General features: G+C 38.5%; 35 protein-coding genes. 32 read left to right on the forward strand and 3 right to left on the reverse strand.

Annotated elements, in window-relative coordinates; all coding sequences use genetic code 11:
• From MED217_RS03890 to MED217_RS03900, 3 genes are all read right to left on the reverse strand, one after another.
• Positions 1–1,753, reverse strand: a 1,753-nt coding sequence (locus MED217_RS03890) for a SusD/RagB family nutrient-binding outer membrane lipoprotein (protein ID WP_009779174.1), incomplete at its 3' end; no start/stop codon positions are given.
• 51 nt (positions 1,754–1,804) lie between these two features.
• On the reverse strand, positions 1,805–5,098 hold the full coding sequence (locus tag MED217_RS03895; protein WP_040532566.1) for a SusC/RagA family TonB-linked outer membrane protein: 3,294 nt from the start codon (positions 5,096–5,098) through the stop codon (positions 1,805–1,807).
• A 251-nt stretch (positions 5,099–5,349) separates the two neighbouring features.
• Entirely contained in the window at positions 5,350–7,017 is a 1,668-nt protein-coding gene (locus MED217_RS03900) for a BamA/TamA family outer membrane protein (RefSeq protein WP_009779176.1), read from the reverse strand.
• Positions 7,018–7,180: 163 nt separating this feature from the next.
• Between MED217_RS03900 and rpsL the strand changes: the two genes are divergently transcribed.
• From rpsL to rplQ, 32 genes are all read left to right on the forward strand, one after another.
• The gene (rpsL, locus tag MED217_RS03905) at positions 7,181–7,555 is read left to right on the forward strand and encodes a 30S ribosomal protein S12 (RefSeq protein ID WP_009779177.1); all 375 of its coding nucleotides are present in this window, start codon (positions 7,181–7,183) and stop codon (positions 7,553–7,555) included.
• Between the two features lie 22 nt (positions 7,556–7,577).
• Positions 7,578–8,054 carry a 30S ribosomal protein S7 gene (gene rpsG, locus MED217_RS03910; protein WP_009779178.1) on the forward strand — a complete coding sequence of 159 codons (477 nt, stop codon included), beginning with the start codon at positions 7,578–7,580 and terminating at the stop codon, positions 8,052–8,054.
• 5 nt (positions 8,055–8,059) lie between these two features.
• Positions 8,060–10,192, forward strand: coding sequence for an elongation factor G (gene fusA, locus MED217_RS03915; protein ID WP_009779179.1), 2,133 nt, complete (start codon positions 8,060–8,062; stop codon positions 10,190–10,192).
• A gap of 11 nt (positions 10,193–10,203) precedes the next feature.
• A complete protein-coding gene (gene rpsJ / locus MED217_RS03920) occupies positions 10,204–10,509 on the forward strand; it encodes a 30S ribosomal protein S10 (RefSeq protein WP_009779180.1) in 306 nt (101 codons plus the stop codon).
• A 156-nt stretch (positions 10,510–10,665) separates the two neighbouring features.
• Complete coding sequence (gene rplC, locus MED217_RS03925) at positions 10,666–11,277, forward strand: 50S ribosomal protein L3 (protein ID WP_009779181.1); 612 nt, start codon at positions 10,666–10,668, stop codon at positions 11,275–11,277.
• Positions 11,277–11,906 carry a 50S ribosomal protein L4 gene (gene rplD / locus MED217_RS03930; RefSeq protein WP_009779182.1) on the forward strand — a complete coding sequence of 210 codons (630 nt, stop codon included), beginning with the start codon at positions 11,277–11,279 and terminating at the stop codon, positions 11,904–11,906. Before rplC ends, rplD begins: the two co-directional genes overlap by 1 nt.
• A 4-nt stretch (positions 11,907–11,910) precedes the next feature.
• Entirely contained in the window at positions 11,911–12,201 is a 291-nt protein-coding gene (rplW, locus tag MED217_RS03935) for a 50S ribosomal protein L23 (protein ID WP_009779183.1), read from the forward strand.
• 9 nt (positions 12,202–12,210) lie between these two features.
• Positions 12,211–13,035, forward strand: a complete 825-nt coding sequence (rplB, locus tag MED217_RS03940; RefSeq protein ID WP_009779184.1) for a 50S ribosomal protein L2 — start codon at positions 12,211–12,213, stop codon at positions 13,033–13,035.
• Between the two features lie 6 nt (positions 13,036–13,041).
• Entirely contained in the window at positions 13,042–13,320 is a 279-nt protein-coding gene (gene rpsS / locus MED217_RS03945) for a 30S ribosomal protein S19 (RefSeq protein ID WP_009779185.1), read from the forward strand.
• Positions 13,321–13,328: 8 nt separating this feature from the next.
• Positions 13,329–13,739: a 50S ribosomal protein L22 gene (gene rplV / locus MED217_RS03950; protein ID WP_009779186.1), complete on the forward strand. Its 411-nt coding sequence runs from the start codon at positions 13,329–13,331 to the stop codon at positions 13,737–13,739.
• A 3-nt stretch (positions 13,740–13,742) separates the two neighbouring features.
• Entirely contained in the window at positions 13,743–14,459 is a 717-nt protein-coding gene (gene rpsC, locus MED217_RS03955; RefSeq protein WP_009779187.1) for a 30S ribosomal protein S3, read from the forward strand.
• Positions 14,460–14,478: 19 nt separating this feature from the next.
• Entirely contained in the window at positions 14,479–14,901 is a 423-nt protein-coding gene (rplP, locus tag MED217_RS03960) for a 50S ribosomal protein L16 (protein ID WP_009779188.1), read from the forward strand.
• Between the two features lie 11 nt (positions 14,902–14,912).
• Positions 14,913–15,104, forward strand: a complete 192-nt coding sequence (gene rpmC / locus MED217_RS03965; protein WP_009779189.1) for a 50S ribosomal protein L29 — start codon at positions 14,913–14,915, stop codon at positions 15,102–15,104.
• Positions 15,105–15,115: 11 nt separating this feature from the next.
• Positions 15,116–15,373, forward strand: coding sequence for a 30S ribosomal protein S17 (gene rpsQ / locus MED217_RS03970; protein WP_040533212.1), 258 nt, complete (start codon positions 15,116–15,118; stop codon positions 15,371–15,373).
• Between the two features lie 2 nt (positions 15,374–15,375).
• Complete coding sequence (gene rplN / locus MED217_RS03975) at positions 15,376–15,744, forward strand: 50S ribosomal protein L14 (protein ID WP_009779191.1); 369 nt, start codon at positions 15,376–15,378, stop codon at positions 15,742–15,744.
• 12 nt (positions 15,745–15,756) lie between these two features.
• A complete protein-coding gene (gene rplX / locus MED217_RS03980) occupies positions 15,757–16,068 on the forward strand; it encodes a 50S ribosomal protein L24 (protein WP_009779192.1) in 312 nt (103 codons plus the stop codon).
• Positions 16,069–16,070: 2 nt separating this feature from the next.
• On the forward strand, positions 16,071–16,622 hold the full coding sequence (gene rplE / locus MED217_RS03985) for a 50S ribosomal protein L5 (RefSeq protein WP_009779193.1): 552 nt from the start codon (positions 16,071–16,073) through the stop codon (positions 16,620–16,622).
• A gap of 2 nt (positions 16,623–16,624) precedes the next feature.
• Positions 16,625–16,894 carry a 30S ribosomal protein S14 gene (gene rpsN / locus MED217_RS03990; protein ID WP_009779194.1) on the forward strand — a complete coding sequence of 90 codons (270 nt, stop codon included), beginning with the start codon at positions 16,625–16,627 and terminating at the stop codon, positions 16,892–16,894.
• A 74-nt stretch (positions 16,895–16,968) separates the two neighbouring features.
• On the forward strand, positions 16,969–17,367 hold the full coding sequence (gene rpsH / locus MED217_RS03995; RefSeq protein ID WP_009779195.1) for a 30S ribosomal protein S8: 399 nt from the start codon (positions 16,969–16,971) through the stop codon (positions 17,365–17,367).
• A gap of 21 nt (positions 17,368–17,388) precedes the next feature.
• Positions 17,389–17,937, forward strand: a complete 549-nt coding sequence (gene rplF, locus MED217_RS04000; protein WP_009779196.1) for a 50S ribosomal protein L6 — start codon at positions 17,389–17,391, stop codon at positions 17,935–17,937.
• Positions 17,938–17,948: 11 nt separating this feature from the next.
• Complete coding sequence (gene rplR, locus MED217_RS04005) at positions 17,949–18,302, forward strand: 50S ribosomal protein L18 (RefSeq protein ID WP_009779197.1); 354 nt, start codon at positions 17,949–17,951, stop codon at positions 18,300–18,302.
• 6 nt (positions 18,303–18,308) lie between these two features.
• Positions 18,309–18,833, forward strand: coding sequence for a 30S ribosomal protein S5 (rpsE, locus tag MED217_RS04010; RefSeq protein WP_009779198.1), 525 nt, complete (start codon positions 18,309–18,311; stop codon positions 18,831–18,833).
• A gap of 11 nt (positions 18,834–18,844) precedes the next feature.
• On the forward strand, positions 18,845–19,024 hold the full coding sequence (gene rpmD, locus MED217_RS04015) for a 50S ribosomal protein L30 (protein ID WP_009779199.1): 180 nt from the start codon (positions 18,845–18,847) through the stop codon (positions 19,022–19,024).
• A 12-nt stretch (positions 19,025–19,036) separates the two neighbouring features.
• Complete coding sequence (rplO, locus tag MED217_RS04020) at positions 19,037–19,489, forward strand: 50S ribosomal protein L15 (protein WP_009779200.1); 453 nt, start codon at positions 19,037–19,039, stop codon at positions 19,487–19,489.
• An 11-nt stretch (positions 19,490–19,500) separates the two neighbouring features.
• Positions 19,501–20,838: a preprotein translocase subunit SecY gene (secY, locus tag MED217_RS04025; RefSeq protein ID WP_009779201.1), complete on the forward strand. Its 1,338-nt coding sequence runs from the start codon at positions 19,501–19,503 to the stop codon at positions 20,836–20,838.
• Positions 20,838–21,053: a translation initiation factor IF-1 gene (infA, locus tag MED217_RS04030; protein WP_009779202.1), complete on the forward strand. Its 216-nt coding sequence runs from the start codon at positions 20,838–20,840 to the stop codon at positions 21,051–21,053. The genes secY and infA overlap by 1 nt, the downstream gene beginning before the upstream one ends.
• 4 nt (positions 21,054–21,057) lie before the next feature.
• Complete coding sequence (gene ykgO, locus MED217_RS18705) at positions 21,058–21,174, forward strand: type B 50S ribosomal protein L36 (protein WP_009779203.1); 117 nt, start codon at positions 21,058–21,060, stop codon at positions 21,172–21,174.
• A 5-nt stretch (positions 21,175–21,179) separates the two neighbouring features.
• Positions 21,180–21,554, forward strand: a complete 375-nt coding sequence (gene rpsM / locus MED217_RS04035) for a 30S ribosomal protein S13 (protein WP_009779204.1) — start codon at positions 21,180–21,182, stop codon at positions 21,552–21,554.
• A gap of 9 nt (positions 21,555–21,563) precedes the next feature.
• Positions 21,564–21,986: a 30S ribosomal protein S11 gene (gene rpsK, locus MED217_RS04040; RefSeq protein ID WP_009779205.1), complete on the forward strand. Its 423-nt coding sequence runs from the start codon at positions 21,564–21,566 to the stop codon at positions 21,984–21,986.
• An 86-nt stretch (positions 21,987–22,072) separates the two neighbouring features.
• Entirely contained in the window at positions 22,073–22,678 is a 606-nt protein-coding gene (rpsD, locus tag MED217_RS04045; protein ID WP_009779206.1) for a 30S ribosomal protein S4, read from the forward strand.
• A gap of 27 nt (positions 22,679–22,705) precedes the next feature.
• Entirely contained in the window at positions 22,706–23,698 is a 993-nt protein-coding gene (locus MED217_RS04050; protein ID WP_040532569.1) for a DNA-directed RNA polymerase subunit alpha, read from the forward strand.
• 62 nt (positions 23,699–23,760) lie between these two features.
• Entirely contained in the window at positions 23,761–24,237 is a 477-nt protein-coding gene (rplQ, locus tag MED217_RS04055) for a 50S ribosomal protein L17 (protein WP_040532571.1), read from the forward strand.
• Positions 24,238–24,294: the final 57 nt, after the last annotated feature.

A 24,294-nucleotide genomic window follows, 5' to 3' on the forward strand; every position in this document is an offset into this window, starting at 1 on the left:
GGTTAGTCACTCCAGAATCCCAGAATACCTGAGTTGCGTTATCTTGTCTTTGACTAACATTTGGATTCGCGTTAACTTCGCTTGAAGGATATAGAAGTGTTCTTGGGAACGGTCCTGGGTTAGGATCTATATTTCTAGCAAGTGTTCTAGGGTATCCTGTTCTTCTGATGAAGTTGAATGCGTCAGCACCACCGCCATACATTGCGATGAAGAATTGCTCACCTAGGATGTCTAATTTTGACTTTTCAACAGGCCATCCGAAAGCATCTAATGCCGTGTCATCATCCGCGTCAGCAAAATCATCTGTGATGTCTGCGATAAAGTCGTCGATTTCTTCCTCTGTTGGAGCTAAACTTATGTCTGCAGTAGGGTCTGTAAATGTAGTTACATAACTGATAGATTCAGTTACACCGGCTTCAAATGCAGCTTCAGCATTGCTGTCTTGACCTAACATGGTATATGCTTCAGCTCTCCAGAATTCAACAAATGAAGATAAAATAATAGGCTCGATACCAGCACCACCGGCTCCAAGGCCAAGTCCTACTGCTGCATCATAAAATGTGATGTCGCTTTGATCTGCTGAAAGAATTACCCAGTCTAAATTGTCGTCAAATCTACCTCCTGCAGGATATACACCAGACGCTGTTCTCAAGAATGAATCTGGTGGAATACCTTCGTTATTACCGTGAATTCTACCCCAGTATCCTAAGCGCATAGAACACCAGTAATCTTCTTCCTCGGTGAATTCTAGGTGGGCAGGAACATCTTGTGCGGAACACGCTAATGCAGCTGCATCAACATCTCCATTGTATAGGTAATAACTTTCGTCTGCTTCCCAAAACATTAGCGTGAAGCTACCTGGAGTTACAGCATTCTGGCGATAGAAATAATATCTTCTGCGAGGATCAGTATTGCTCGACAAGTCTCCATAAGTTCCTGCCATTAAATTCATCAACCAGTTAGATCTGTAAAGACCGGCACCGCTATCTGTATAATCACTGGCGTAATCAGGATGACGGGTGTCTGGTTGCTGTAGATTTGTACCATAAGCAAAAGCAAAATTATCATCTGCACTTTCGATAACATTGGTAGCATTAATTACACCATTGTAATCTCCTGTTGTAAGGGCGGCACGCATTTTAAGCGTATTAATGAATTTTATCCATTTGCTGGCATCACCTTCGTAATAAAGATCTGTTGAAGTACCTGCACTTGAACCCTGTAAAAGAGCAGAAGCTTCATCTAATAAGCTTATTGCAGCTTCATAGACAGCAGCATCATCATCTAATTGTGGGTTAGGAAATTCTAAAGGCATGTTTGCTTCAGTCCAAACGATATCACCAATATAGTCAACCAGTAACATCATTAAGTGTGCTTGCATCGCTTTTGAAGCACCTAAGATATAGTCGTAAGACCCATCTGTGTTAGATTCCTCGATTACGGCAATGTCAGGATTCATGGAGCTGAATAGATTCCCCCAAGGGCCGTTCATAGTACCACTGCCGTAAGCATTAAAGTAAATACGGTCGCTCATATAGTCTATTCTTCCAAGCTGCGCGCCGATGTTGTTGAAAGAGGCAACACCATTTCTATAACTCAATTGTACACTATTAAATAATAGTGACGGGTTGGCCTGATCGGGGCTCAACGAGTTGGGGTTTTCTAGCATTTCTAGCTCAACGGTCTCACAACTTTGAAAGACTGTAAAGGCTGAAAGAAAAGCTATAAATAATACATTATATATTTTTTTCATATTAAAAATTTTTAGTAGATGCTATTATAATTGTAGACTTCTACGATTAGCTTAGAATGTCGCTTTAACGCTTAATCCATATCTTCTTGAACTAGGACCGTTGAGGTAGTCAAACCCACGTCCGTTACCAACACCAATACCAGCAACGTTAGGGTCAAAATTAGCGCGGTCTGGTGTGTTGTAAGCATCATACCATAGGTTGTAACCTGCAGCAGTAATAGATAAATTGCCAAATGGAGTTTTATCCAACCATTTTTTAGGCATACTGTAGCTTAATGATAATTCTTTAAGTCGTATTACTGAAGCATCATAGATTCTTAATTCGCTAGGACCAAAAAGGACGTTATCAAAATAGAATGATGAGTTGTCTAATTGTTGTCTGTTAGGAGACCCATCGGCCAATACACCTGGTAGGATAAATGGCTCTCTACGATCAGGGTTGATTAAACCACGACCTAATAAAGTTCCTATTGTTTGTGAGTAGATGTCACCACCACTTACGTGACTAAGTTGAAAACCAAGTGTGAAGTTTTGGTAAGAGATCGTGTTGATCAAGTTCATTACATAGTCAGGGTTTGGATTACCGATTATAGGAGCGATAGAACGTGCTCCGTCAGTTCCTGCCTCTACCTCGTTACCTGCAGCATCAATGTAAACTTCTGTTTCAGACACATAGAAACCGTCGTTACCAACCACATAATCTCCGTTATCGTCGCGAAGAATACGGCTTCCTACGATCACCCCAAGTTGCTCACCTTGAATAGCAGCGTTACCTAGGTTTGAGAATCCTGCATAAACAATTTGGTCACTTCCTAGTTCAGTAACGATTTGCTCGTTTGTAGTGAAGTTAACTCGTGTATTCCAATTGAAACCTGTTGGTTCAGAACTCTTAAAGATGTCTACTCCAAGATCAACTTCCCAACCGGTACCTTCTACTTTACCAATGTTTCCTGTAGTACTTGTGTATCCAGAAGATGTGGATAATGGAATACCTACAATCTGATCTGTAGTGGTACGATCATAGTAAGATAAACTTACATCTAGTCGGTTTTTAAGCAATCTAGCATCAAAACCAACTTCCCATTCGCTAATTAATTCTGGTCTTAGGTTAGGGTTTGCAAGACCATCGCTTACTGCATTGGTTACAATTCCGCCTGGTCCTCCAACGGCACCACCTGAAACTTGGGTAGATTGACCGATGGTGTTTACCGTAGGGTAGCCGCCAGGGAATCCTGCAGATGATCCAAGACCTGCTCTTAATTTAAGATAGTTTAGGCCTAAACTGTTTCCGCCGCCAAAACCTTCAAAAGCTGATGTTGGGATGAAAGAAGCACTTACACTAGGGTAGAATTGACTGTTGTTTTCTGAAATAAGGTTAGAGATCCAGTCATTTCTTCCAGATAATGATAGATAAAGATAGTTGTCGTATTCAAACGATAAATCTCCAAATAAACCTATTGTATTTCTTTCGGAAGTGCTTTGAATTGGTAATTGGTTTTCAAAGTTGAAGTGTCTTTGTACGTTATATACAATTTGACTTGTACTAGCAACACCTTGTCTGTCGTAATATTCTCCTAAAGAGCTTCCACCTACAAGAAAGCTAACGTTTAGCTTTTGGTCTGCCGTTAAGTCATAGTTTCCTGAAAATGCTGCATAGTGATTAAAGTTAGTTCTATTGTTATCCCAAGTGTCATAATAACCAAAGCGGTCAGCATCACTGTTTACACCTCCTCGGTTTGAGTAGGAGTGGTTTCTTTCATTATAGATGTCGATACCTCCACGATATAGGAAACTAACATTGTCGTTAAACTCATAAGATAGCTGCGCGTTACCAAAAACACGATTAGTAAGCTGTCCGTTTTGAGCGTTTGCCACAATCCAACGTGGGTTTACAATGTCGTTACCATTACGATAGTAAATACTACCTCCCGTTTCAGGGATTTCATAAGGTAAGCCCATAAGGTCAACACTAATAGGTGTAAAGAATACTTGACCGAAAACAGATAAACCGTAATTCGCGTTACCATCACTCGCCGCTACTGGTGGCGTTACAAAATTTGTTCTTGAGTAGTTAAGAATTCCTGTCACAGTAAACTTATTAGTCAATTTAGCACGACCACCTACAGAGAGTGTGTTCCTGGTAAGACTGTTTCCAGGAGTAAACCCTTCATCGTCTGTGTGACCAAAGTTTACGTTGAAAGACATATTGCCGTCATCAGAGGCTCCTCTAATGTTTAAAGAAGTGCTGCTTACGCTACCTGTTCTGAAAAAGTTTTCAACACTGGCATAAGGTCTGTAGGCATAGTCAACACCTTGATAAGACTGATAAAGTTCATTATCTCCACCTAAGAAGTTTCTTAGGAATGCGTTTGTTGAGTAAGGATGCGGAACGTTTCCATTTGCATCAACAATCCCTGCAGGGTCATTTAAATAACCGTCAACACCATTAGGGTTGAAGTTTGGACCATAGTTACTAAAGAACCATCCAAAAGATTGGTTAAAACCTCCACCATACTCTTGTTGATAATCTGGAAGAGATGCGATTTCATTGAAAAAGAAAGACTGGTTCAATGTGATTTCAGTTTTCTTCTTAGCTCCTTGGCCACTATTTGCTTTAGTAGTGATTAATATAACCCCGTTTCTACCATCGGTACCGTATAGTGTAGCAGCTGCCAGACCTTTAAGTACAGTAACGCTCGCGATGTTGTTAGGGTCAATATCTAAGAAGCGGCTCGAACCTGTGTTACCGTTAACAAAACTTCCTGATGAGTTGGTGTCACTTGCAAAAGGCACACCGTCAACAACGAATAAAGCCTGGTTACTACCATTGATGGAGGTGTAACCACGTATTACCACGTTTGTTGCAGAACCGGAAGTACCGTTTTGTGCAGTGATCTCAACACCTGAAGCCTTACCTGATAGAACACGAGCAACGTCAGATTCTGGACGTTGTTCTAATTCGTCTGAAGCTACTTCACTTACAGCGTAACCTAGTGCTTTTTTCTCCCTTTTAATTCCTTGGGCGGTTACAACTACTTCTTCGAGTGCTTCACCTGCTGTTAATTGAACATCAATAGTAGAAGAAGTGCCTACTGTTACATCTTGCGGAGAAAATCCTACATAACTAAATGTAAGCACGTCTCCGGTTGATGCTTCAATAGAATACAATCCATCAAAATCTGTTTGAGTTCCGGTTGATGTTCCGGAGATAAGAACGTTAACCCCGGGAAGTGGGACACCACTATCGTCGGTTACCGTTCCAGAAATTGTTCTGGTTTGTGCAAAAGAAACTTGCACAACTAATGCTACAAAGAGCATTAGAAATCCTTGTAATCGTTTTTTCATGTTTAATATTTATTTGAATTAGCCGAGGATAAAAATGATTAAAAAAATAGACTCAAACAACAAATTTGGTGTTATTTTTAAATTTTTGTTAATTTAATTATGCTAATGTGTTAATTAAGGATATTTCTAATTTTTATCCTTTTTAACTGATAATACTTTAAAATTAACAGTATTTAACAATGTTTGATTTATCTTGGTGTTAAATAGTCAATTTTACTATTAGGTTTGTTTTGTTGTGGGTTGCCGCTCTTTTAGAAAACGGTTAAAAAAGTTAAATGAAGAATTGTGTTGGAAAAATCAAAACCTTCTTTTGGTTTTAAGCCGTTGGCGAGATTCAATTTTAATGTGCCTGATTGAGTTAAGAAAGAAGTTCCAAACCCGAATGAGTATAGTGTGTTTTTTTGGTTGGTGATGTCGTTTTTGATGTAGGCCAAGTCAAATATGCTGTTTATGTAGAGTTTTGAAGAGGGGGTGTATCTAAATTCAGACTGAATGCTGCTAAACGTGTTGGCGTTTAGGCTGTTTTCTTTGAAGCCTCTTAAGGTGTTCATTCCGCCAAAGCGCTCTAGTTCATTGGTGAGATAACTGCTCGATTGTAAATAGTGGGTTTTGTTCTTTAGGTGTATCTGTGTGTTGTTTGAAGTGTTAAATGATTTTATAGCTTCAATGCCTAATGCGAATTGTGTGACTGTGTTTTCTGTTTGGCGTTGTGCAAATCCTGTGTAAATTTTAATTGTTTCTGTATTGCTAAAAAATGAAAGCGTGGTTCTTCTGTTGTATTGAAAGCCTAGACCGATTCTGTTTTTAGTGAATTCTTCTGTAGATGCAAGTGGGGTTGGTGTTGTGGAGCTTTCAAAATTATAAGCTAAGCTGATCTCTGATTGTGGAGAGGGGTTGTAGGAGATCTCTAAGCCTTGTGTGGTGTTAGTAAACGTGCTGTCTTGTCTAAAGATATTGAGCTGAGCGTTAAGGCTTAGAGGTGTTTTTAAAATAAAAGGCAAGTGAGCGTGGAGATTGAATGTTTGTTGCTCATCGCCATTGCTTTTGTAGAGTAGATTTATTGATTCGCCATAATTAAAGTTGTTGGTTAGCGCTAAATCTAAGTTGCCGTCAACTCGTAGCTTGCTGATATCTTCTCTTGAGGCGAATCCTAAAAAGCCTTCAAGTCTGTTGATGTTTTTCTTCTTTATATATAGGTAGAGGTTTGTGCTGTCTTTTGAAAAGAATAGTTCTGGTTCCTGTGTTTGTTGAATGAAAGGGATGTTTTCTAAATTCTTTGTTATTGATATAATTTCGTCGCGCTTGAACAATGTGGTCTTGCTGATCTTTAGAAAGTGCTTGAGGAATGATTTTGGGAATTTATCATATCCTTTGATGGTGACGGTGTTAAGTAGGCGTTGTTGTTCTCTTGTTAAAATGAGTGTAGCTTGGGTGTGGTTATTAGATTGACGAATATTTACCAGGCTTACAGAGGAGAGTGGGAAACCTGAGTTGTTTTCGGCGGCTAGCAATTTCTGAAATGTAGGTTGTAATTCGTCTATTGCAATGCGGAATTTGTTTTCAGAAAATGGGATGCTGCTTTTTCTTATCGTTTCGATGAGTATAGGATTGGTTGTTTTTAGGGTGATCGAATCAGTTCTCTTTCCTAAATGAAGTTTTAGTGAGGTTGAATTCGAGCTGTCTGACTTTATGTCTGAAAAGTAATGTTGAAAATAGCCTCTTATATATAAGGAGTCGTTTAAGGATTGAATGGTTGCTTTTAATTCTTGTTTTGAATTGAAGTTGTTGGGTTTTGTGATGGAATTGATAATGCTATCCGCTGAAGCTGAATTGGTGAAAATGTTTAAATGGATTTTTTGTGCGGATATCGATTGACCTAAAAGGAAGAGTGTGCCGAGGATGAAGAATTTAAGCTTCAAAATTTAAATGGAGTTAGGTTAGGTAATCGTTAAGAATTTAATAATAGAAAAATCTCTTTGAAAATTAATGATTTAAGTGTTGAAATACTAGATTTATTTTGTAGCTTTGCACACCCTTAGAAAAGGGCTATTATAATAACTATAATTTAGGTAAAAGGAAATTATGCCAACAATTTCACAATTAGTACGAAAAGGAAGAGCCAAGATAACCAAGAAGAGTAAATCGGCTGCTTTGGATTCGTGCCCACAACGCCGCGGGGTTTGTACCCGTGTGTACACCACTACGCCTAAGAAACCTAACTCAGCGATGCGTAAAGTAGCGCGTGTTAGATTGACTAATGGTAAAGAGGTGAATGCATACATTGGTGGTGAAGGACACAATTTGCAAGAGCACTCGATAGTATTGGTTAGAGGTGGAAGGGTAAAAGATTTGCCAGGTGTTAGATATCACATTGTACGTGGAGCTTTGGATACCGCAGGTGTTCAGGGAAGACTACAGCGTCGTTCTAAGTATGGAGCAAAACGCCCTAAGAAGTAATTAAAACTTTTAAAGAGAAGAAATGAGAAAAAGACAGGCCAAAAAAAGACCACTTTTACCAGATCCTCGTTTTAACGATCAGCTGGTTACGCGTTTCGTTAACATGATGATGTGGGACGGTAAGAAGTCGGTAGCCTTTAAAATCTTTTACGATGCAATGGATATCGTAGAGGAGAAGAAAAACAACGACGAAAAAACAGCTTTAGAAGTTTGGAAAGACGCCCTTTCTAATGTTATGCCTCATGTTGAAGTGCGTAGCCGTAGAGTAGGTGGTGCTACTTTTCAAATTCCTATGCAAATTAGACCAGATCGTAAGATTTCAACTGCTATGAAGTGGTTGATTAGCTTTGCTAGAAAGCGTAATGAAAAATCGATGGCTTCTAAGTTAGCGGCAGAGGTTCTTGCTGCAGCTAAAGAAGAAGGTGCTGCTGTTAAAAAACGTACAGATACTCATAAGATGGCAGAAGCAAATAAAGCATTCTCTCACTTTAGATTCTAAAAAAAATGGCACAAAGAGATTTAAAATTTACAAGAAACATAGGTATTGCGGCTCATATTGATGCGGGTAAAACTACAACTACTGAGCGTATACTTTATTATACTGGTGTAAGCCATAAAATAGGTGAGGTGCACGATGGTGCGGCTACTATGGACTGGATGGAGCAAGAGCAAGAGCGTGGTATTACTATTACTTCTGCTGCAACAACTTGTACTTGGAAATTCCCAATGGAGAATGCACAGCCACTTCCAGATACAAAAGATTATAACTTCAATATTATCGATACTCCGGGACACGTTGACTTTACTGTAGAGGTAAACCGTTCTTTACGTGTACTTGATGGTCTTGTTTTCTTATTTAGTGCAGTTGATGGTGTTGAGCCGCAATCTGAAACTAACTGGAGACTTGCTGATAACTACAAAGTGCCACGTATGGGCTTTGTGAATAAAATGGACCGTCAAGGGTCAAATTTCCTTGAGGTTTGTAAGCAGGTTAAGGAAATGCTAGGTTCTAACGCAGTGCCTATCGTACTTCCAATCGGTGAAGAGGCAGACTTTAGAGGAATTATCGACCTTGTTAAGAACCGTGCGGTTGTATGGCATGATGAAACTCAAGGATCGACTTTTGATGTTATTGATATCCCTGAAGAGTTAAAAGAAGAGGCAAAAATGTATCGTGGTATGTTGATCGAAGAGGTTGCTGCTTACGATGAGAATTTGCTTGAGAAATTTATGGAGGATGAAGATTCTATTACGGAAGATGAGGTGCACGCTGCGCTTCGTGCTGCTGTGATGGATATGTCTATCATTCCTATGATTTGTGGTTCTGCCTTTAAAAATAAAGGGGTGCAGTTCTTGTTAGATGCTGTATGTCGTTATTTGCCATCTCCTGTAGATAAAGAAGGTATTACTGGGATCAATCCAGATACTGAAGAAGAAGAAATTCGTAAGCCAGATGTTACTGCTCCATTTGCAGCATTAGCATTTAAAATTGCTACTGATCCATTTGTTGGTCGTTTAGCATTCTTCCGTACCTATTCAGGTCGTTTAGAGGCTGGTTCTTATGTGTTGAACAACCGTTCAGGTAACAAAGAGCGTATTTCTCGTATCTATCAGATGCACTCTAATAAGCAAAATGCTATCGACTTTATCGAGGCAGGAGATATTGGAGCAGCTGTAGGATTTAAAGATATTAAGACTGGTGATACGTTATCAGATGAGAAACACCCAATCGTACTTGAGAGTATGGAGTTTCCTGATCCGGTAATTGGTATCGCAGTTGAGCCTAAAACTAAGGCAGATGTTGATAAATTAGGTATGGCTTTGGCTAAGTTGGCAGAAGAAGATCCAACATTCCAAGTGCGTACTGATGAAGCTTCTGGTCAGACTATTATTTCTGGTATGGGTGAGCTTCACTTAGATATTATTGTAGATCGTCTTAAGCGTGAGTTCAAAGTAGAGGTTAGTCAAGGTCAGCCGCAGGTTGAGTACAAAGAGGCTATTACTCGTGTTGCAGATCACAGAGAGGTTTATAAGAAGCAGTCAGGTGGACGTGGTAAATTCGCAGATATCGTATTTACATTAGAGCCTGCTGAAGAAGGTAAAGTTGGTTTAGAGTTTGTTAACGAAGTGAAAGGTGGTAACGTTCCTAAAGAATATATTCCTGCTGTAGAAAAAGGATTCAAAACAGCGATGATCAATGGTCCTTTGGCTGGGTTTGAGGTTGATGCTATGAAAGTTACGCTTAAGGATGGTTCTTTCCATCCTGTAGATTCTGATGCATTGTCTTTTGAGCTTGCTGCTAAATTAGGATTTAAAGCTGCTGCAAAAGCTGCTGGAGCTGTTGTTCTTGAGCCAATGATGAAAGTGGAGGTAATTACTCCAGAAGAAAACATGGGTGATATTGTGGGTGACCTTAACCGTCGTCGTGGTCAGATGAGTAGTATGGGTGACCGTGCTGGAGCAAAAGTTGTAAAAGCTATTGTGCCGCTTTCTGAGATGTTTGGTTATGTAACTACATTACGTACACTTTCTTCTGGTCGTGCAACTTCTACAATGGAATTTTCACACTATGCAGAAACTCCTTCTAACGTATCTGAAGAAGTTATTGCTGCAGCAAAAGGAACTGCTAACGCTTAATTTACTAGGAAATGAGTCAGAAAATCAGAATAAAACTTAAATCTTACGATCATAACTTAGTAGATAAGTCTGCTGAGAAAATCGTAAAAACGGTAAAAAGTACCGGTGCTGTAGTTACGGGACCAATCCCACTTCCTACGCACAAAAAAATCTTTACTGTATTGCGTTCTCCACACGTAAACAAGAAATCACGTGAGCAGTTTGAGCTTAGCTCTTACAAACGTTTACTTGATATATACAGTTCATCTTCAAAAACGATCGATGCGTTGATGAAGCTTGAATTGCCAAGTGGTGTAGAGGTAGAGATCAAGGTATAAGTAACCTTCCGCATCGCGGAATAACATGTCCTGAGCTGCGGGCGAGGGAAAAACGGATAAAAATACATTCAGGGTCGAAGGTATTTTGACCCTGTTTTATTTTCGACAAGAGTCGATAAAAAAGAATTAAATAAGTAATAATCAATAATAATTAATATGTCTGGGTTAATTGGAAAAAAAGTAGGTATGACCAGCATCTTTGATGAGAATGGGAAGAATATTCCTTGTACCGTTATCGAAGCAGGTCCCTGCGTTGTTACCCAAGTCAGAACCGAAGAGGTTGACGGGTATAGTGCTCTTCAATTAGGTTTCGATGACGCAAAGACTGCAAATAAAGCTGCTCAAGGCCATGCCAAGAAAGCAGGTACAGTTGCAAAGCGTAAAGTTGTCGAGTTCCAAGATTTTGAAGGTGAGTACAAATTAGGTGATGCAGTAACTGTTGAGGTCTTTAAAGAAGGTCAGTTTGTAGATGTAGCTGGTACTTCAAAAGGTAAAGGTTTTCAAGGTGTTGTTAAGCGTCATGGTTTTGGTGGTGTAGGACAGTCTACCCACGGTCAGCATAACCGATTAAGAGCTCCAGGTTCTATCGGTGCGGCATCTTATCCTTCTCGTGTGTTCAAAGGAATGCGCATGGCAGGACAAATGGGAAATGAGCGAGTAAAAGTTCAAAATTTAAGAGTGTTAAAAGTAGTTGCTGAAAAGAATCTACTTGTGGTTAAGGGTTGTGTTCCTGGTCACAAAAACTCTTATGTAATTATTGAAAGATAATGAAAGTAGCAGTAGTTGATATTAAAGGAAAAGAAACAGGTAGAGAGGCAAACCTTTCTGATTCTGTTTTCGCTATAGAGCCTAATGATCACGCTATTTACTTAGATGTGAAGCAGCACCTTGCTAATAAAAGACAAGGTACTCACAAATCTAAAGAGCGTGCAGAAATTGCCGGAAGTACACGTAAGATCAAAAAACAAAAAGGTACTGGTACAGCGCGCGCTGGTAGTATCAAGTCTGGTGTATTTAAAGGTGGAGGTAGAATGTTTGGACCAAGACCACGTAATTATTCATTTAAATTGAATAAAGGTCTTAAGCGTTTAGCAAGACGTTCTGCGCTTACTCTTAAAGCAAATGACAAAGCAATAACAGTAGTTGAGGATTTTAATTTCGAAACTCCAAAAACTAAGAATTTTGTTGATGTTGTAACTGCTTTAGGCTTAGATAATAAAAAGTCTTTGTTTGTGTTGGGCGCGTCAAATAATAATGTATATTTGTCGTCACGCAATTTAAAGACCTCTGAGGTTATAACGAGTTCAGAATTAAGCACTTACAAAATTATGAATGCAAATAATGTAGTGTTTTTAGAAGGATCTCTAGAAGAAATTGAGCAAACTTTAAGTAAGTAACAGCATGAGTATTTTAATAAAACCCGTGATTACCGAAAAAGCTACAATGGATAGTGAGCTTAATAGCCGCTATACATTTGAAGTAAATCCCGGTTCGAATAAGATCGAAATTAAAAACGCTGTAGAGGCGACTTATGGTGTTTCGGTAATTAAAGTTAGAACAATGAACGTTCGCCCAGATCGTAGTACCAAGTTTACAAAATCTGGTATGATCACTGGTAAAACAAAAGGCTTTAAGAAAGCTATTGTACAGGTGGCGGAAGGTGATGTGATTGATTTTTATAGTAACATTTAAGACTAAAAAATGTCAGTAAGAAAATTAAAACCGATCACTCCAGGACAGCGATTTAGAGTAGTTAATGGGTTTGACGCCATTACTACTGATAAGCCGGAAAAAAGCCTTTTGGCTCCGATTAAAAAGTCTGGAGGGAGAAACAGTCAAGGTAAGATGACCATGCGCTACAAAGGTGGTGGTCATAAGAAACGCTATCGCGTTATTGATTTTAAAAGAAATAAAGAGGGTGTTCCTGCAACTGTAGCGAGCATCGAGTATGATCCAAATCGTACTGCATTTATCGCTCTTTTGAATTATCAAGATGGTGAGAAGCGTTACATTATTGCACCTAATGGGTTGCAGGTAGGTCAGAACGTTGTGTCTGGCTCTGGTTCTGCTCCTGAAATTGGGAATGCATTGATGTTATCAGATATTCCGTTAGGAACTATTATTTCTTGTATTGAATTACGTCCTGGCCAAGGTGCTATTATGGCGCGTAGTGCAGGTGCGTTTGCGCAATTAATGGCTCGTGATGGGAAGTTTGCAACAGTGAAGTTGCCTTCAGGTGAAACAAGATTAATTCTTGCTAACTGTATGGCTACTATTGGTGCAGTATCTAACAGTGATCATCAGCTTATCGTTTCTGGTAAGGCTGGTAGAAAACGCTGGTTAGGTAGACGTCCACGTACAAGACCAGTAGTTATGAACCCTGTTGATCACCCAATGGGTGGTGGTGAAGGTCGTGCTTCTGGAGGTCACCCACGTAATAGAAACGGTGTTCCTGCTAAAGGTTATAGAACCCGTACTAAGACGAAAGCGAGTAATAAGTATATTGTAGAACGTAGAAAGAAATAATAAGATATGGCACGTTCATTAAAAAAAGGACCTTACGTTCACTATAAGTTAGAGCAAAAAGTTGCTGCTAATGTAGAGTCTAACAAAAAGACGGTAATCAAAACTTGGTCAAGAGCCTCTATGATTACTCCTGATTTTGTTGGTCAAACAATAGCTGTTCATAACGGTCGCCAATTTGTTCCGGTTTATGTAACTGAGAACATGGTAGGTCATAAATTAGGAGAATTTTCACCTACACGATCATTTAGAGGTCATGTTGGGTCAAAAAATAAAGGTAAAAAATAATTGAAGCTATGGGAGTTCGTAAAAAGGAAAGAGCAGAGCAGATAAAAGAGGCTAAGAAAAGTTTAGCCTTTGCAAAACTGAACAACTGCCCTACTTCGCCTCGTAAGATGCGCTTAGTTGCAGATCTTGTACGCGGTCAAAAAGTAGAGAAGGCGCTTCAAATATTGAAATTTAGTAATAAAGAAGCTTCTCGTCGTGTAGAAAAATTAGTTCTTTCTGCTATTTCAAACTGGCAAGAGAAAAACGAAGATGCGAGTATCGAGGATGCAGACTTGTTTATTAAAGAAATTCGTGTTGATGGAGGAAGTATGTTAAAAAGACTTCGCCCTGCACCACAAGGTCGCGCACATAGAATAAGAAAACGCAGCAATCACGTTACAGTTGTGCTTGGTGCTAAAGATAACACACAAAGCAAGTAATAAATGGGACAGAAGACAAATCCAATCGGGAATCGCCTAGGTATTATCAGAGGATGGGAATCTAACTGGTACGGTGGTAACGACTACGGTGATAAACTTGCCGAAGACGATAAGATTAGAAAGTACATTCACGCTCGTTTATCAAAAGCTAGTGTGTCTAGAGTAATTATTGAGCGTACGCTTAAGCTTGTAACCGTTACTATCACTACTGCTCGTCCTGGTATCATTATCGGGAAAGGTGGTCAAGAGGTAGACAAGTTGAAAGAGGAACTTAAACAAATTACTAACAAGGAAGTTCAGATCAATATTTTTGAGATCAAACGTCCAGAACTTGACGCATATTTAGTTGCTTCCTCAGTAGCTCGTCAAATTGAAAATCGTATCTCTTACCGTCGTGCCACAAAAATGGCAATCGCGGCTGCAATGCGTATGAACGCAGAGGGTATCAAGATACAGATTTCAGGTCGTTTGAACGGTGCTGAAATGGCACGTTCAGAATCTTATAAAGAAGGTCGTATTCCTTTATCAACATTCAGAGCTGATATTGATTATGCTTTGGTAGAAGCGCATACTACTTACGGTAGATTGGGTATCAAAGTATGGATCATGAAAGGTGAGGTTTACGGTAAAAGAGAATTATCTCCTTTAGTAGGTCTTGCTAAGAAGCAAGGAAAGGGCGGTCGTGGATCTGGTTCGCCAAAATCACGTCGTAGAAAGTAATTTTTTAAAGTAAAACAAGATGTTACAGCCTAAAAAGACAAAATTCCGTAAGCAACAGAAGGGTCGTATGAAGGGTAATGCCGGTAGAGGGCATCAACTATCAAACGGAACTTTTGGTATCAAATCTCTTGATGCAAATTTCCTTACGGCTAGACAAATAGAAGCTGCACGTATTGCTGCCACACGTTTTATGAAACGTGAGGGTTCATTATGGATTAGAATTTTTCCAGATAAGCCTATTACAAAGAAACCTCTTGAGGTACGTATGGGTAAAGGTAAAGGTGCTGTTGAATACTGGGCAGCTGTCGTTAAACCTGGCAGAATGCTCTTTGAAATTGGAGGTGTATCTGAACCAGTAGCGCGTGAAGCGTTACGTTTGGCGGCTCAGAAGCTTCCTGTGAGAACAAAATATGTAGTAGCTAGGGATTATCAAGCTGACTAAATTCTAGAAAAATGAAACAATCAGAAGTAAAAGAACTATCTGTAGCAGAATTACAGGAAGAGTTAGTAAAAGCAAAAAGAGCTTATTCTGACTTAAAAATGGCTCACGCTATTTCTCCTTTGGAAAATCCCATTCAGCTTAGAGGTCTAAGAAGATCTGTAGCGCGTATTGCTACTGAGCTTACAAAAAGAGAATTACAATAATGCTGCTTAAGATGGAAAAAAGAAATTTAAGAAAAGAACGTATAGGTGTCGTTACGAGTAATAAAATGCAGAAGTCTATTGTGGTTTCTGAGGTTAAGAAAGTAAAACACCCTATGTATGGTAAATTCGTTTTAAAAACGAAAAAATACGTAGCGCACGACGAGCAAAATGACTGCAATATTGGGGATACTGTAAAGATCATGGAAACACGACCTTTAAGTAAATCAAAAAGTTGGAGACTTGTAGAAATCATTGAAAGAGCTAAGTAATTATGTTACAACAAGAATCAAGATTAAGAGTAGCTGACAACACTGGAGCAAAAGAAGTTTTGACTATTCGTGTGTTGGGCGGTACAAAAAGAAGATATGCTTCTGTAGGTGATAAAATTGTTGTTTCTGTAAAAGATGCAACTCCTAACGGTCAAGTAAAAAAAGGAGCCGTTTCAACTGCAGTTGTAGTGCGTACACGTAAAGAAGTACGTCGTCCTGATGGATCTTATATCCGTTTTGATGATAATGCTTGTGTACTTTTAAATGCTCAAGGAGAAATGCGCGGTACACGTGTATTTGGCCCTGTAGCGAGAGAGCTTCGTGAAAAGCAATTCATGAAGATTGTATCATTAGCGCCAGAGGTGCTTTAATACAGTAAAAAGATGACAAAGCTTAAAATAAAAGTTGGAGATAACGTTAAGGTAATTGCCGGTGATCATAAAGGTCAAGAAGGTAAAGTGCAACGCGTTATTAAAGATAAGAACAAAGCAATCGTTGAGGGGATTAACCTAGTGTCTAAACACGAGAAGCCTAGTGCTTCAAATCCTCAAGGAGGTATTGCAAAGAAAGAGGCGCCTATTCACATTTCAAATCTTTCATTAGTAGATGCTAACGGAGATACTACTCGCGTTGGATACAGAGTGGAAGGAGATAAGAAAGTGCGTTTTTCTAAAAAATCAAATGAAGTAATTTAGTTATGGCTTACATTTCAAGACTAAAGACAGAATATAAAGAGCGTGTAATATCTGCTCTTACTGAAGAATTTGGGTATAAGAATGTTATGCAAGTACCTAAATTAAGAAAGATCGTTATCTCAAGAGGTATCGGTGCAGCTGTTGCAGATAAGAAACTAATTGATTATTCTGTAGAAGAATTGACAACAATTTCTGGTCAGCGAGCTGTAGCTACTGTTTCTAAAAAGGACGTTGCGGCGTTTAAACTTAGAAAAGGTATGCCTATTGGAGCAAAAGTTACTTTACGTGGAGAGCGTATGTATGAATTTTTAGATCGTTTGATCACTTCTGCATTACCTCGAGTAAGAGACTTTAACGGTATTAATGCTACTGGATTTGATGGTCGTGGTAACTACAACCTAGGGATTACCGAGCAAATCATTTTTCCTGAAATTGATATTGATAAAGTGCGTAAAATTGAAGGTATGAATATTACCTTTGAAACTTCTGCAGAAACAGATAAAGAAGCAAAAGCATTATTAACTCAATTGGGGCTACCCTTTAAAAAGAAGTAATTATGGCAAAAGAATCAATGAAAGCTCGTGAGAGAAAACGCGAGAAACTTGCAGCCAAATATGCTGAAAAAAGAAAAGCCTTAAAAGAGGCTGGAGATTATGAGGCATTACAAAAGCTGCCTAAAAATGCATCTCCTGTACGTCAACATAACCGTTGTAAATTAACGGGACGTCCTAAAGGATATATGAGAACCTTTGGTATTTCACGTGTAACTTTCCGTGAGATGGCAAACCAAGGTCTTATACCAGGTGTTAAAAAAGCTAGCTGGTAAATTAAGAATAAACTGGTTTTAGGTTCGTTATTAGATAGTCTAATAAGGAAAACCAAGACCGCAATTTAATACAAATGTATACAGATACTATTGCAGACTTTCTAACTAGGATTAGAAACGCAGCGGCAGCAAACCACAGAGTTGTGGAAATTCCTGCTTCAAACTTAAAAAAGGAGATAACCAAGATCTTATTTGATCAAGGTTATATTTTAAGTTACAAATTTGAGAACAAAACTGCTCAAGGTAGCATTAAGATTGCTTTGAAGTACGATAAAGACACTAAGGAGTCTATTATCAAAGACATCCAGAGAATAAGTAAACCAGGTTTACGTAAGTATGCATCTTCTAAAGATGTGCCACGTATTCTTAACGGTTTAGGTATCTCTATTGTTTCTACTTCAAAAGGAGTAATGACAGGGAAGCAGGCTCAAAGTGAGAATGTTGGAGGCGAAGTACTTTGCTACGTATATTAATCAGTTAAAAGGAACAGAGCAATGTCAAGAATAGGAAAAAATCCAATTACAATACCTTCTGGAGTTACTGTTGATCTAGCAGATGGTATTATTACGGTAAAAGGAAAGTTAGGAGAGCTAAAGCAAGAGTATTCTAACATAGATATTAAAGTTGAAGAAGAAGAAGGTGTTGTTACACTAGAGCGCCCTTCTGAAAAAGCAGAGTTTAAAGCTAAGCACGGTCTTTATCGTGCACTTATTGCCAATATGATCGGTGGTGTTTCTGAAGGATATACTAAATCTTTAGAATTAGTAGGTGTTGGTTATAGAGCAAGCAATCAAGGTCAGAAGTTAGATATGGCACTTGGTTTTTCACATAACATTGTTATGGATATAGCTCCTGAAGTTAAGGTTGAGACAGTTACTGAAAAAGGTAAAAACCCAATCGTAAAATTAACTTCACATGACAAACAATTAGTTGGTCAAGTTGCTGCTAAAATTAGAAGTTTCCGTAAGCCTGAGCCGTACAAAGGAAAAGGTATCAAGTTTGTGGGTGAACAAATTAGAAGAAAAGCAGGTAAATCTGCATAATATATAGAGTTATGGCATTTTCAAAGTATACCAGAAGAAATAAAATACGTCGTAGAATTCGCAAGTCACTTGAGGGTACTACAGAGCGTCCAAGACTATCTGTATATAGAAGTAATAAAGAGATTTACGCGCAGATAATAGATGATACTACCGGTAAAACATTAGGAGCTGCATCTTCAAGAGATAAAGGTTTCTCTGCAGAAGGCAGCAAAGCTGAAGTAGCTAAGAAGGTAGGTTTAGCAATCGCTGAAAAGGCTAAAGAGGCCGGTATTGAAGCGGTAGCTTTTGATAGAGGTGGGTATTTATACCACGGAAGAGTAAAACAATTAGCAGAAGGAGCCCGAGAAGGCGGATTAAAATTCTAAGAAGTTATGTATCAAAATTATAAAAACGTCGAGTTAGTAAAACCAAGCGGACTTGATCTTAAAGATCGCTTAGTTGGTGTTCAACGTGTTACTAAGGTAACAAAGGGTGGTAGAGCTTTTGGTTTTTCTGCTATTGTTGTTGTAGGAGATGAGAATGGTGTTGTAGGTCAAGGTCTTGGTAAGTCAAAAGATGTTGCTAGTGCAATTGCAAAAGCAGTAGAAGACGCCAAGAAAAACTTAGTACGCATTCCGTTAACTAAGAGTACAATTCCTCACGAGCAAAAAGGTAAATATGGTGGTGCACGTGTGCTGCTTATGCCGGCTGCTCCTGGTACCGGTGTTATTGCCGGTGGTGCAATACGTTCAGTATTAGAGTCTGTAGGTATTCACGATGTACTTTCAAAAAATCAAGGATCTTCTAACCCTCATAACGTTGTAAAAGCTACCTTTGACGCGCTTTTACAATTAAGAAGTGCAGAAACCGTGGCAAAACAGCGCGGAATTTCTCTTGAGAAACTTTTTAAAGGATAATTTTTAAGACAATGGCAAAGATTAAAGTAACTAAGGTAAAGAGCGCGATCAATCGTACTCAAAACCAGAAGAGAACATTAGAGGCGTTAGGTCTTAAGAAAATGGGCCAAGTTGTAGAGCATGAAAATACTCCTAACATCTTGGGGATGATTAATAAAGTAAGTCATTTAGTTTCTGTAGAAGAAGCTTAAACATAATTAACAATGGGTTTAAACAATCTAAAACCGGCAGCTGGCTCGGTAAAAAAGAACGATAGCAGGCGAGGTCGTGGGGAAGCCACAGGAAATGGTGGAACTGCAGGCCGTGGGCACAAAGGTGCGAAGTCAAGATCAGGATACTCTAAAAAAGTAGGATTTGAAGGTGGACAAATGCCACTTCAAAGACGTGTTCCTAAATTCGGTTTTACAAATATTAACCGTAAGGAATTCACTGGAGTTAATCTTGATACCCTACAAGAATATGTTGACGCTGGTAGAATCAAAGATGAAGTTACCATCGATGTTTTAGTAGAAAACAGATTGGCCGGTAAAAATGATCTAGTGAAGATTTTAGGTCGCGGTGAATTAAAAGCTAAATTGAAGATTACAGTTCATAAATTTACAGCCTCAGCACAGAAAGCTATTGAAGCAGCAGGCGGAGAAGCAGTAACTTTATAACACAAATCAGCATGAAGGCTATAGAAACGATAAAAAATATCTGGAAGATCGAAGAGTTAAAGAATCGCATTCTTTTAACCCTAGGTCTGCTTTTAGTATACCGATTTGGTGCTCAAATCGTACTTCCGGGTATTGATGCATCTCAATTAGCTAACCTTGCTGCACAGACAGATGGTGGGCTACTTGGTTTGTTGAACGCATTTACAGGAGGGGCATTTTCTAATGCCTCTGTATTTGCTCTTGGTATCATGCCCTATATTTCTGCATCTATTGTAGTGCAGCTTATGGGTATTGCGGTGCCTTATTTACAAAAACTGCAAAAGGAAGGTGAAAGTGGACGTCGTAAAATTAACCAGATCACAAGATGGTTAACTATTGCGATTACCTTAATTCAAGGACCTGGTTATATTACAAACCTTTTCAACTTGCTTCCGCCGGAAGCTTTTGTAATGGGAAGTAATGTAACGTTTATCATTTCTTCTGTTATTATCTTAACTACAGGTTGTATTTTTGCAATGTGGTTGGGTGAGAAGATTACCGATAAAGGTATAGGTAATGGTATTTCACTTTTAATTATGGTGGGTATCATCGCGAGATTACCACAATCCTTTTTACAGGAATGGGTTTCAAGAGTATCTGAATCAAATGGTGGACTAATTATGATTCTTATTGAATTAGTAATTTGGTTTGTTATCATTTTATTATCAGTACTTCTTGTGATGGCAGTACGTCAAATACCTGTGCAATATGCAAGAAGAACTGCTAGCGGTAGTTATGAGCGTAACGTAATGGGTAGTAGACAGTATATACCGCTTAAGCTTAATGCTTCTGGGGTAATGCCTATCATTTTTGCTCAGGCAATTATGTTTATTCCTGGAGCAGTAATTGGTTTGTCTGATTCGCCTTTAGCAGAGTCTATCGCGTCTCAGTTTACAAATATTTTTGGTTTTTGGTATAATTTGGTATTTGGTCTGTTGATTATAATTTTTACATATTTCTATACAGCCATAACCGTTCCTACCAATAAGATGGCCGATGATCTTAAGAGAAGCGGAGGCTTTATTGCCGGTATTAGACCAGGCAGTGAGACTTCAGAATATTTAGATCGTATCATGTCGCAAATCACGCTTCCGGGTTCTATATTTTTAGCGCTTATAGCAATATTTCCTGCTGTCGCAGTAAGTGTACTTGGAATGCAACAAGGATGGGCTTTGTTCTATGGTGGAACATCATTGCTTATTCTAGTGGGTGTAGCTATCGATACTATGCAACAGGTTAATTCATACTTGTTGAATAGACATTATGATGGCTTGATGAAAACAGGTAAGAATAGAAAAGCAGTAGCATAATGGCAAAACAACAAGCAATAGAGCAAGACGGTTCAATTATTGAAGCATTGTCTAACGCAATGTTTCGCGTTGAGCTAGAAAACGGTCACATCGTAACAGCGCATATCTCAGGTAAGATGCGCATGCATTATATAAAATTACTACCTGGGGACAAAGTAAAACTTGAAATGAGCCCTTACGATTTAACAAAGGCTCGTATAACTTATAGATACTAGTAAGATGAAAGTAAGAGCATCAGTAAAGAAAAGAAGTGCAGACTGCAAGATTGTACGTCGCAAAGGAAGATTATACGTAATTAACAAAAAGAACCCTAAGTTCAAACAAAGACAAGGTTAAGGATTATGGCTAGAATTGCAGGGGTAGATATCCCAAAACAAAAGAGAGGTGTAATCGCTTTGACTTACATCTTTGGAATCGGAAAGAGCAGAGCTCAGAAAATATTAGCTCAAGCTGACGTAGATGAGAATTTAAAAGTAAACGAATGGGATGATGATCAAATTGGTCGTATTCGTGAGGCTGTAGGTTCTTACAAGATAGAAGGTGAACTTAGAAGTGAAGTTTCTATGAGTATCAAGCGTCTTATGGATATTGGTTGCTACAGAGGAATCAGACACCGTTCTGGTTTGCCACTTAGAGGTCAACGTACAAAGAACAACTCTAGAACTAGAAAAGGTAAGCGTAAAACGGTTGCTAACAAGAAAAAAGCAACTAAATAATAATTAACAATGGCAAAGCAAAACACTAAAGGTGGAGGAAAAAGCGGTAAGGCTGCAAAAACCACTAAAAAGCGTAAAGTAATTGTTGAGTCTGTAGGAGAAGCGCATATTGCAGCGTCTTTCAACAACATTTTAATTTCTTTGACAAATAAGAAAGGTGATGTTGTTTCTTGGTCTTCTGCCGGTAAAATGGGCTTTAGAGGTTCTAAGAAAAATACTCCTTACGCTGCTCAATTAGCTGCAGAAGATGCAAGCAAAGTTGCACACGAAGCAGGATTGCGTAAAGTAAAGGTGTATGTGAAGGGACCAGGTAATGGTCGTGAATCTGCAATCAGATCTATCCACAATAGCGGTATCGAAGTAACTGAAATTATCGATGTTACTCCATTACCTCACAATGGATGTCGTCCTCCTAAAAGAAGAAGAGTTTAATCAATTTTTTATATCAATCGGGGAGTAACGATTTTGCGAAGGACTAGACCTTAATTCCTTAATCACCCCACTAATTATTTTTTAAAATGGCAAGATATACCGGTCCTAAGACTAAAATCGCTCGTAAGTTTGGAGAAGCGATTTTTGGAGATGACAAATCTTTCGAAAAGAGAAATTATCCTCCAGGTCAGCATGGTAACAACAGACGTCGTGGTAAGAAGTCTGAGTATGCGATCCAGCTTCAAGAGAAGCAAAAAGCAAAATATACTTACGGGATATTAGAAAATCAATTCCGTAATATGTTTGAAAAAGCAACAAGCGCAACGGGAATTACCGGGGTTGTGTTATTACAACTTTGTGAGTCACGTTTGGATAATGTTGTATTCAGAATGGGTATTGCTCCTTCAAGAAGAGCTGCTCGTCAATTAGTTTCACACAGACATATCACTGTTAATGGTGAGCTTGTAAACATTCCTTCTTATCAATTAAAGGCTGGAGATGTTGTTGCTGTACGTGAAAAATCAAAATCATTAAGTGCAATTCAGGATTCTTTAGCAAATGCTAGCCACGTATATGAGTGGATTTCTTGGAATAATGATTCAAAACAAGGTACTTTCGTTTCTGTTCCTGAACGTATTCAGATTCCAGAAAACATCAACGAACAGTTCATTGTCGAATTGTACTCTAAATAATAAATAACAACTCTTAGAAAACATAATATGGCATTACTAAATTTCCAGAAGCCCGATAAGGTCATAATGATTGACTCTACTGACTTTGAAGGTAAGTTTGAATTCAGACCTTTAGAGCCAGGTTACGGTTTAACTGTGGGTAACGCGTTACGTAGAGTATTGCTTTCGTCTTTAGAAGGTTTTGCTATTACTTCTGTACGTGTTGAAGGAGTAGATCATGAGTTTTCAACTATAGCAGGAGTTGTAGAAGACTTTACAGAAATCATTCTTAATCTTAAACAAGTACGTTTTAAAAGACAGATTGATGAGATTGATAATGAAACTGTAACTATTTCGGTTTCTGATAAAGAGCAGTTAACTGCCGGAGATTTCCAGAAATTTATTTCTGGTTTTCAAATTCTTAATCCAGATTTGGTAATCGCCAATATGGAGAAAAGTGTTAATATCAATATGGAAATCACGGTAGAAAAAGGTCGTGGTTATGTTCCTGCTGAAGAGAATAAGAAACAAAACGCACCTGTAGGTACGATCTTTACAGATTCAATCTATACTCCAATCAAAAATGTGAAGTATAGCATTGAGAACTATCGTGTAGAGCAGAAGACTGACTATGAAAAGTTGGTTTTTGAGATCATTACAGATGGTTCTATTCATCCTAAAGATGCTTTAACTGAAGCTGCAAAAACTTTGATTCATCACTTTATGTTGTTTTCTGATGAGCGTATCACCCTTGAGGCTGATGAGATTGCTCAGACTGAAACTTACGATGAAGAGTCATTGCATATGCGTCAATTGCTTAAGACAAAATTGGTAGATATGGATCTTTCTGTACGTGCCTTGAACTGTCTTAAAGCTGCTGAAGTTGAAACTTTAGGAGACTTAGTTTCTTATAACAAGAACGATTTGATGAAATTCCGTAATTTTGGTAAAAAATCACTTACAGAGCTTGAAGAGCTTGTAAATGTAAAAGGACTGAATTTTGGAATGGATCTTTCAAAATACAAATTAGATAAAGATTAGTAACGCTCCATATTTTGCTCCTCAAAAAGGGTAGAGCAAGATGGTAGCTTAAATTAAATGTCATGAGACACGGAAAAAAGAATAATCATTTAGGACGTCAGACCGCTCATAGAAAGTCTATGTTAGCAAACATGGCTTGTTCATTAATTGAGCACAAACGTATCAATACAACTGTTGCAAAAGCAAAAGCTTTAAAGCAGTTTGTTGAGCCGCTAGTAACAAAGTCTAAAGAAGATACTACTCACAATCGTCGTATTGTGATGAGTAAATTGCGCCAAAAAGATGCGGTTGCAGAACTTTTTAGAGATGTGGCTGTAAAAGTTGGTGATCGTCCAGGTGGTTATACAAGAATCATCAAATTAGGAAATCGTCTTGGAGATAATGCAGATATGGCGATGATCGAATTAGTTGATTACAACGAACTATATAACCTTGGTAAAACCAAGAAAAAATCTACTCGTAGAGCAGGTAAGAAAGCATCCACTGCAAAAACTGAAGCTCCTGTTAAAGAAACAAAAGCTAATGACGAGGAAGAGTAAAAACATACCAATGTTTTAATTTTTTAAAAAAGGATAAGCCTTATGGCTTATCCTTTT

Origin of the sequence: Leeuwenhoekiella blandensis MED217, from assembly GCF_000152985.1 — a bacterium.
GTDB classification, from domain to species: Bacteria; Bacteroidota; Bacteroidia; order Flavobacteriales; family Flavobacteriaceae; genus Leeuwenhoekiella; species Leeuwenhoekiella blandensis.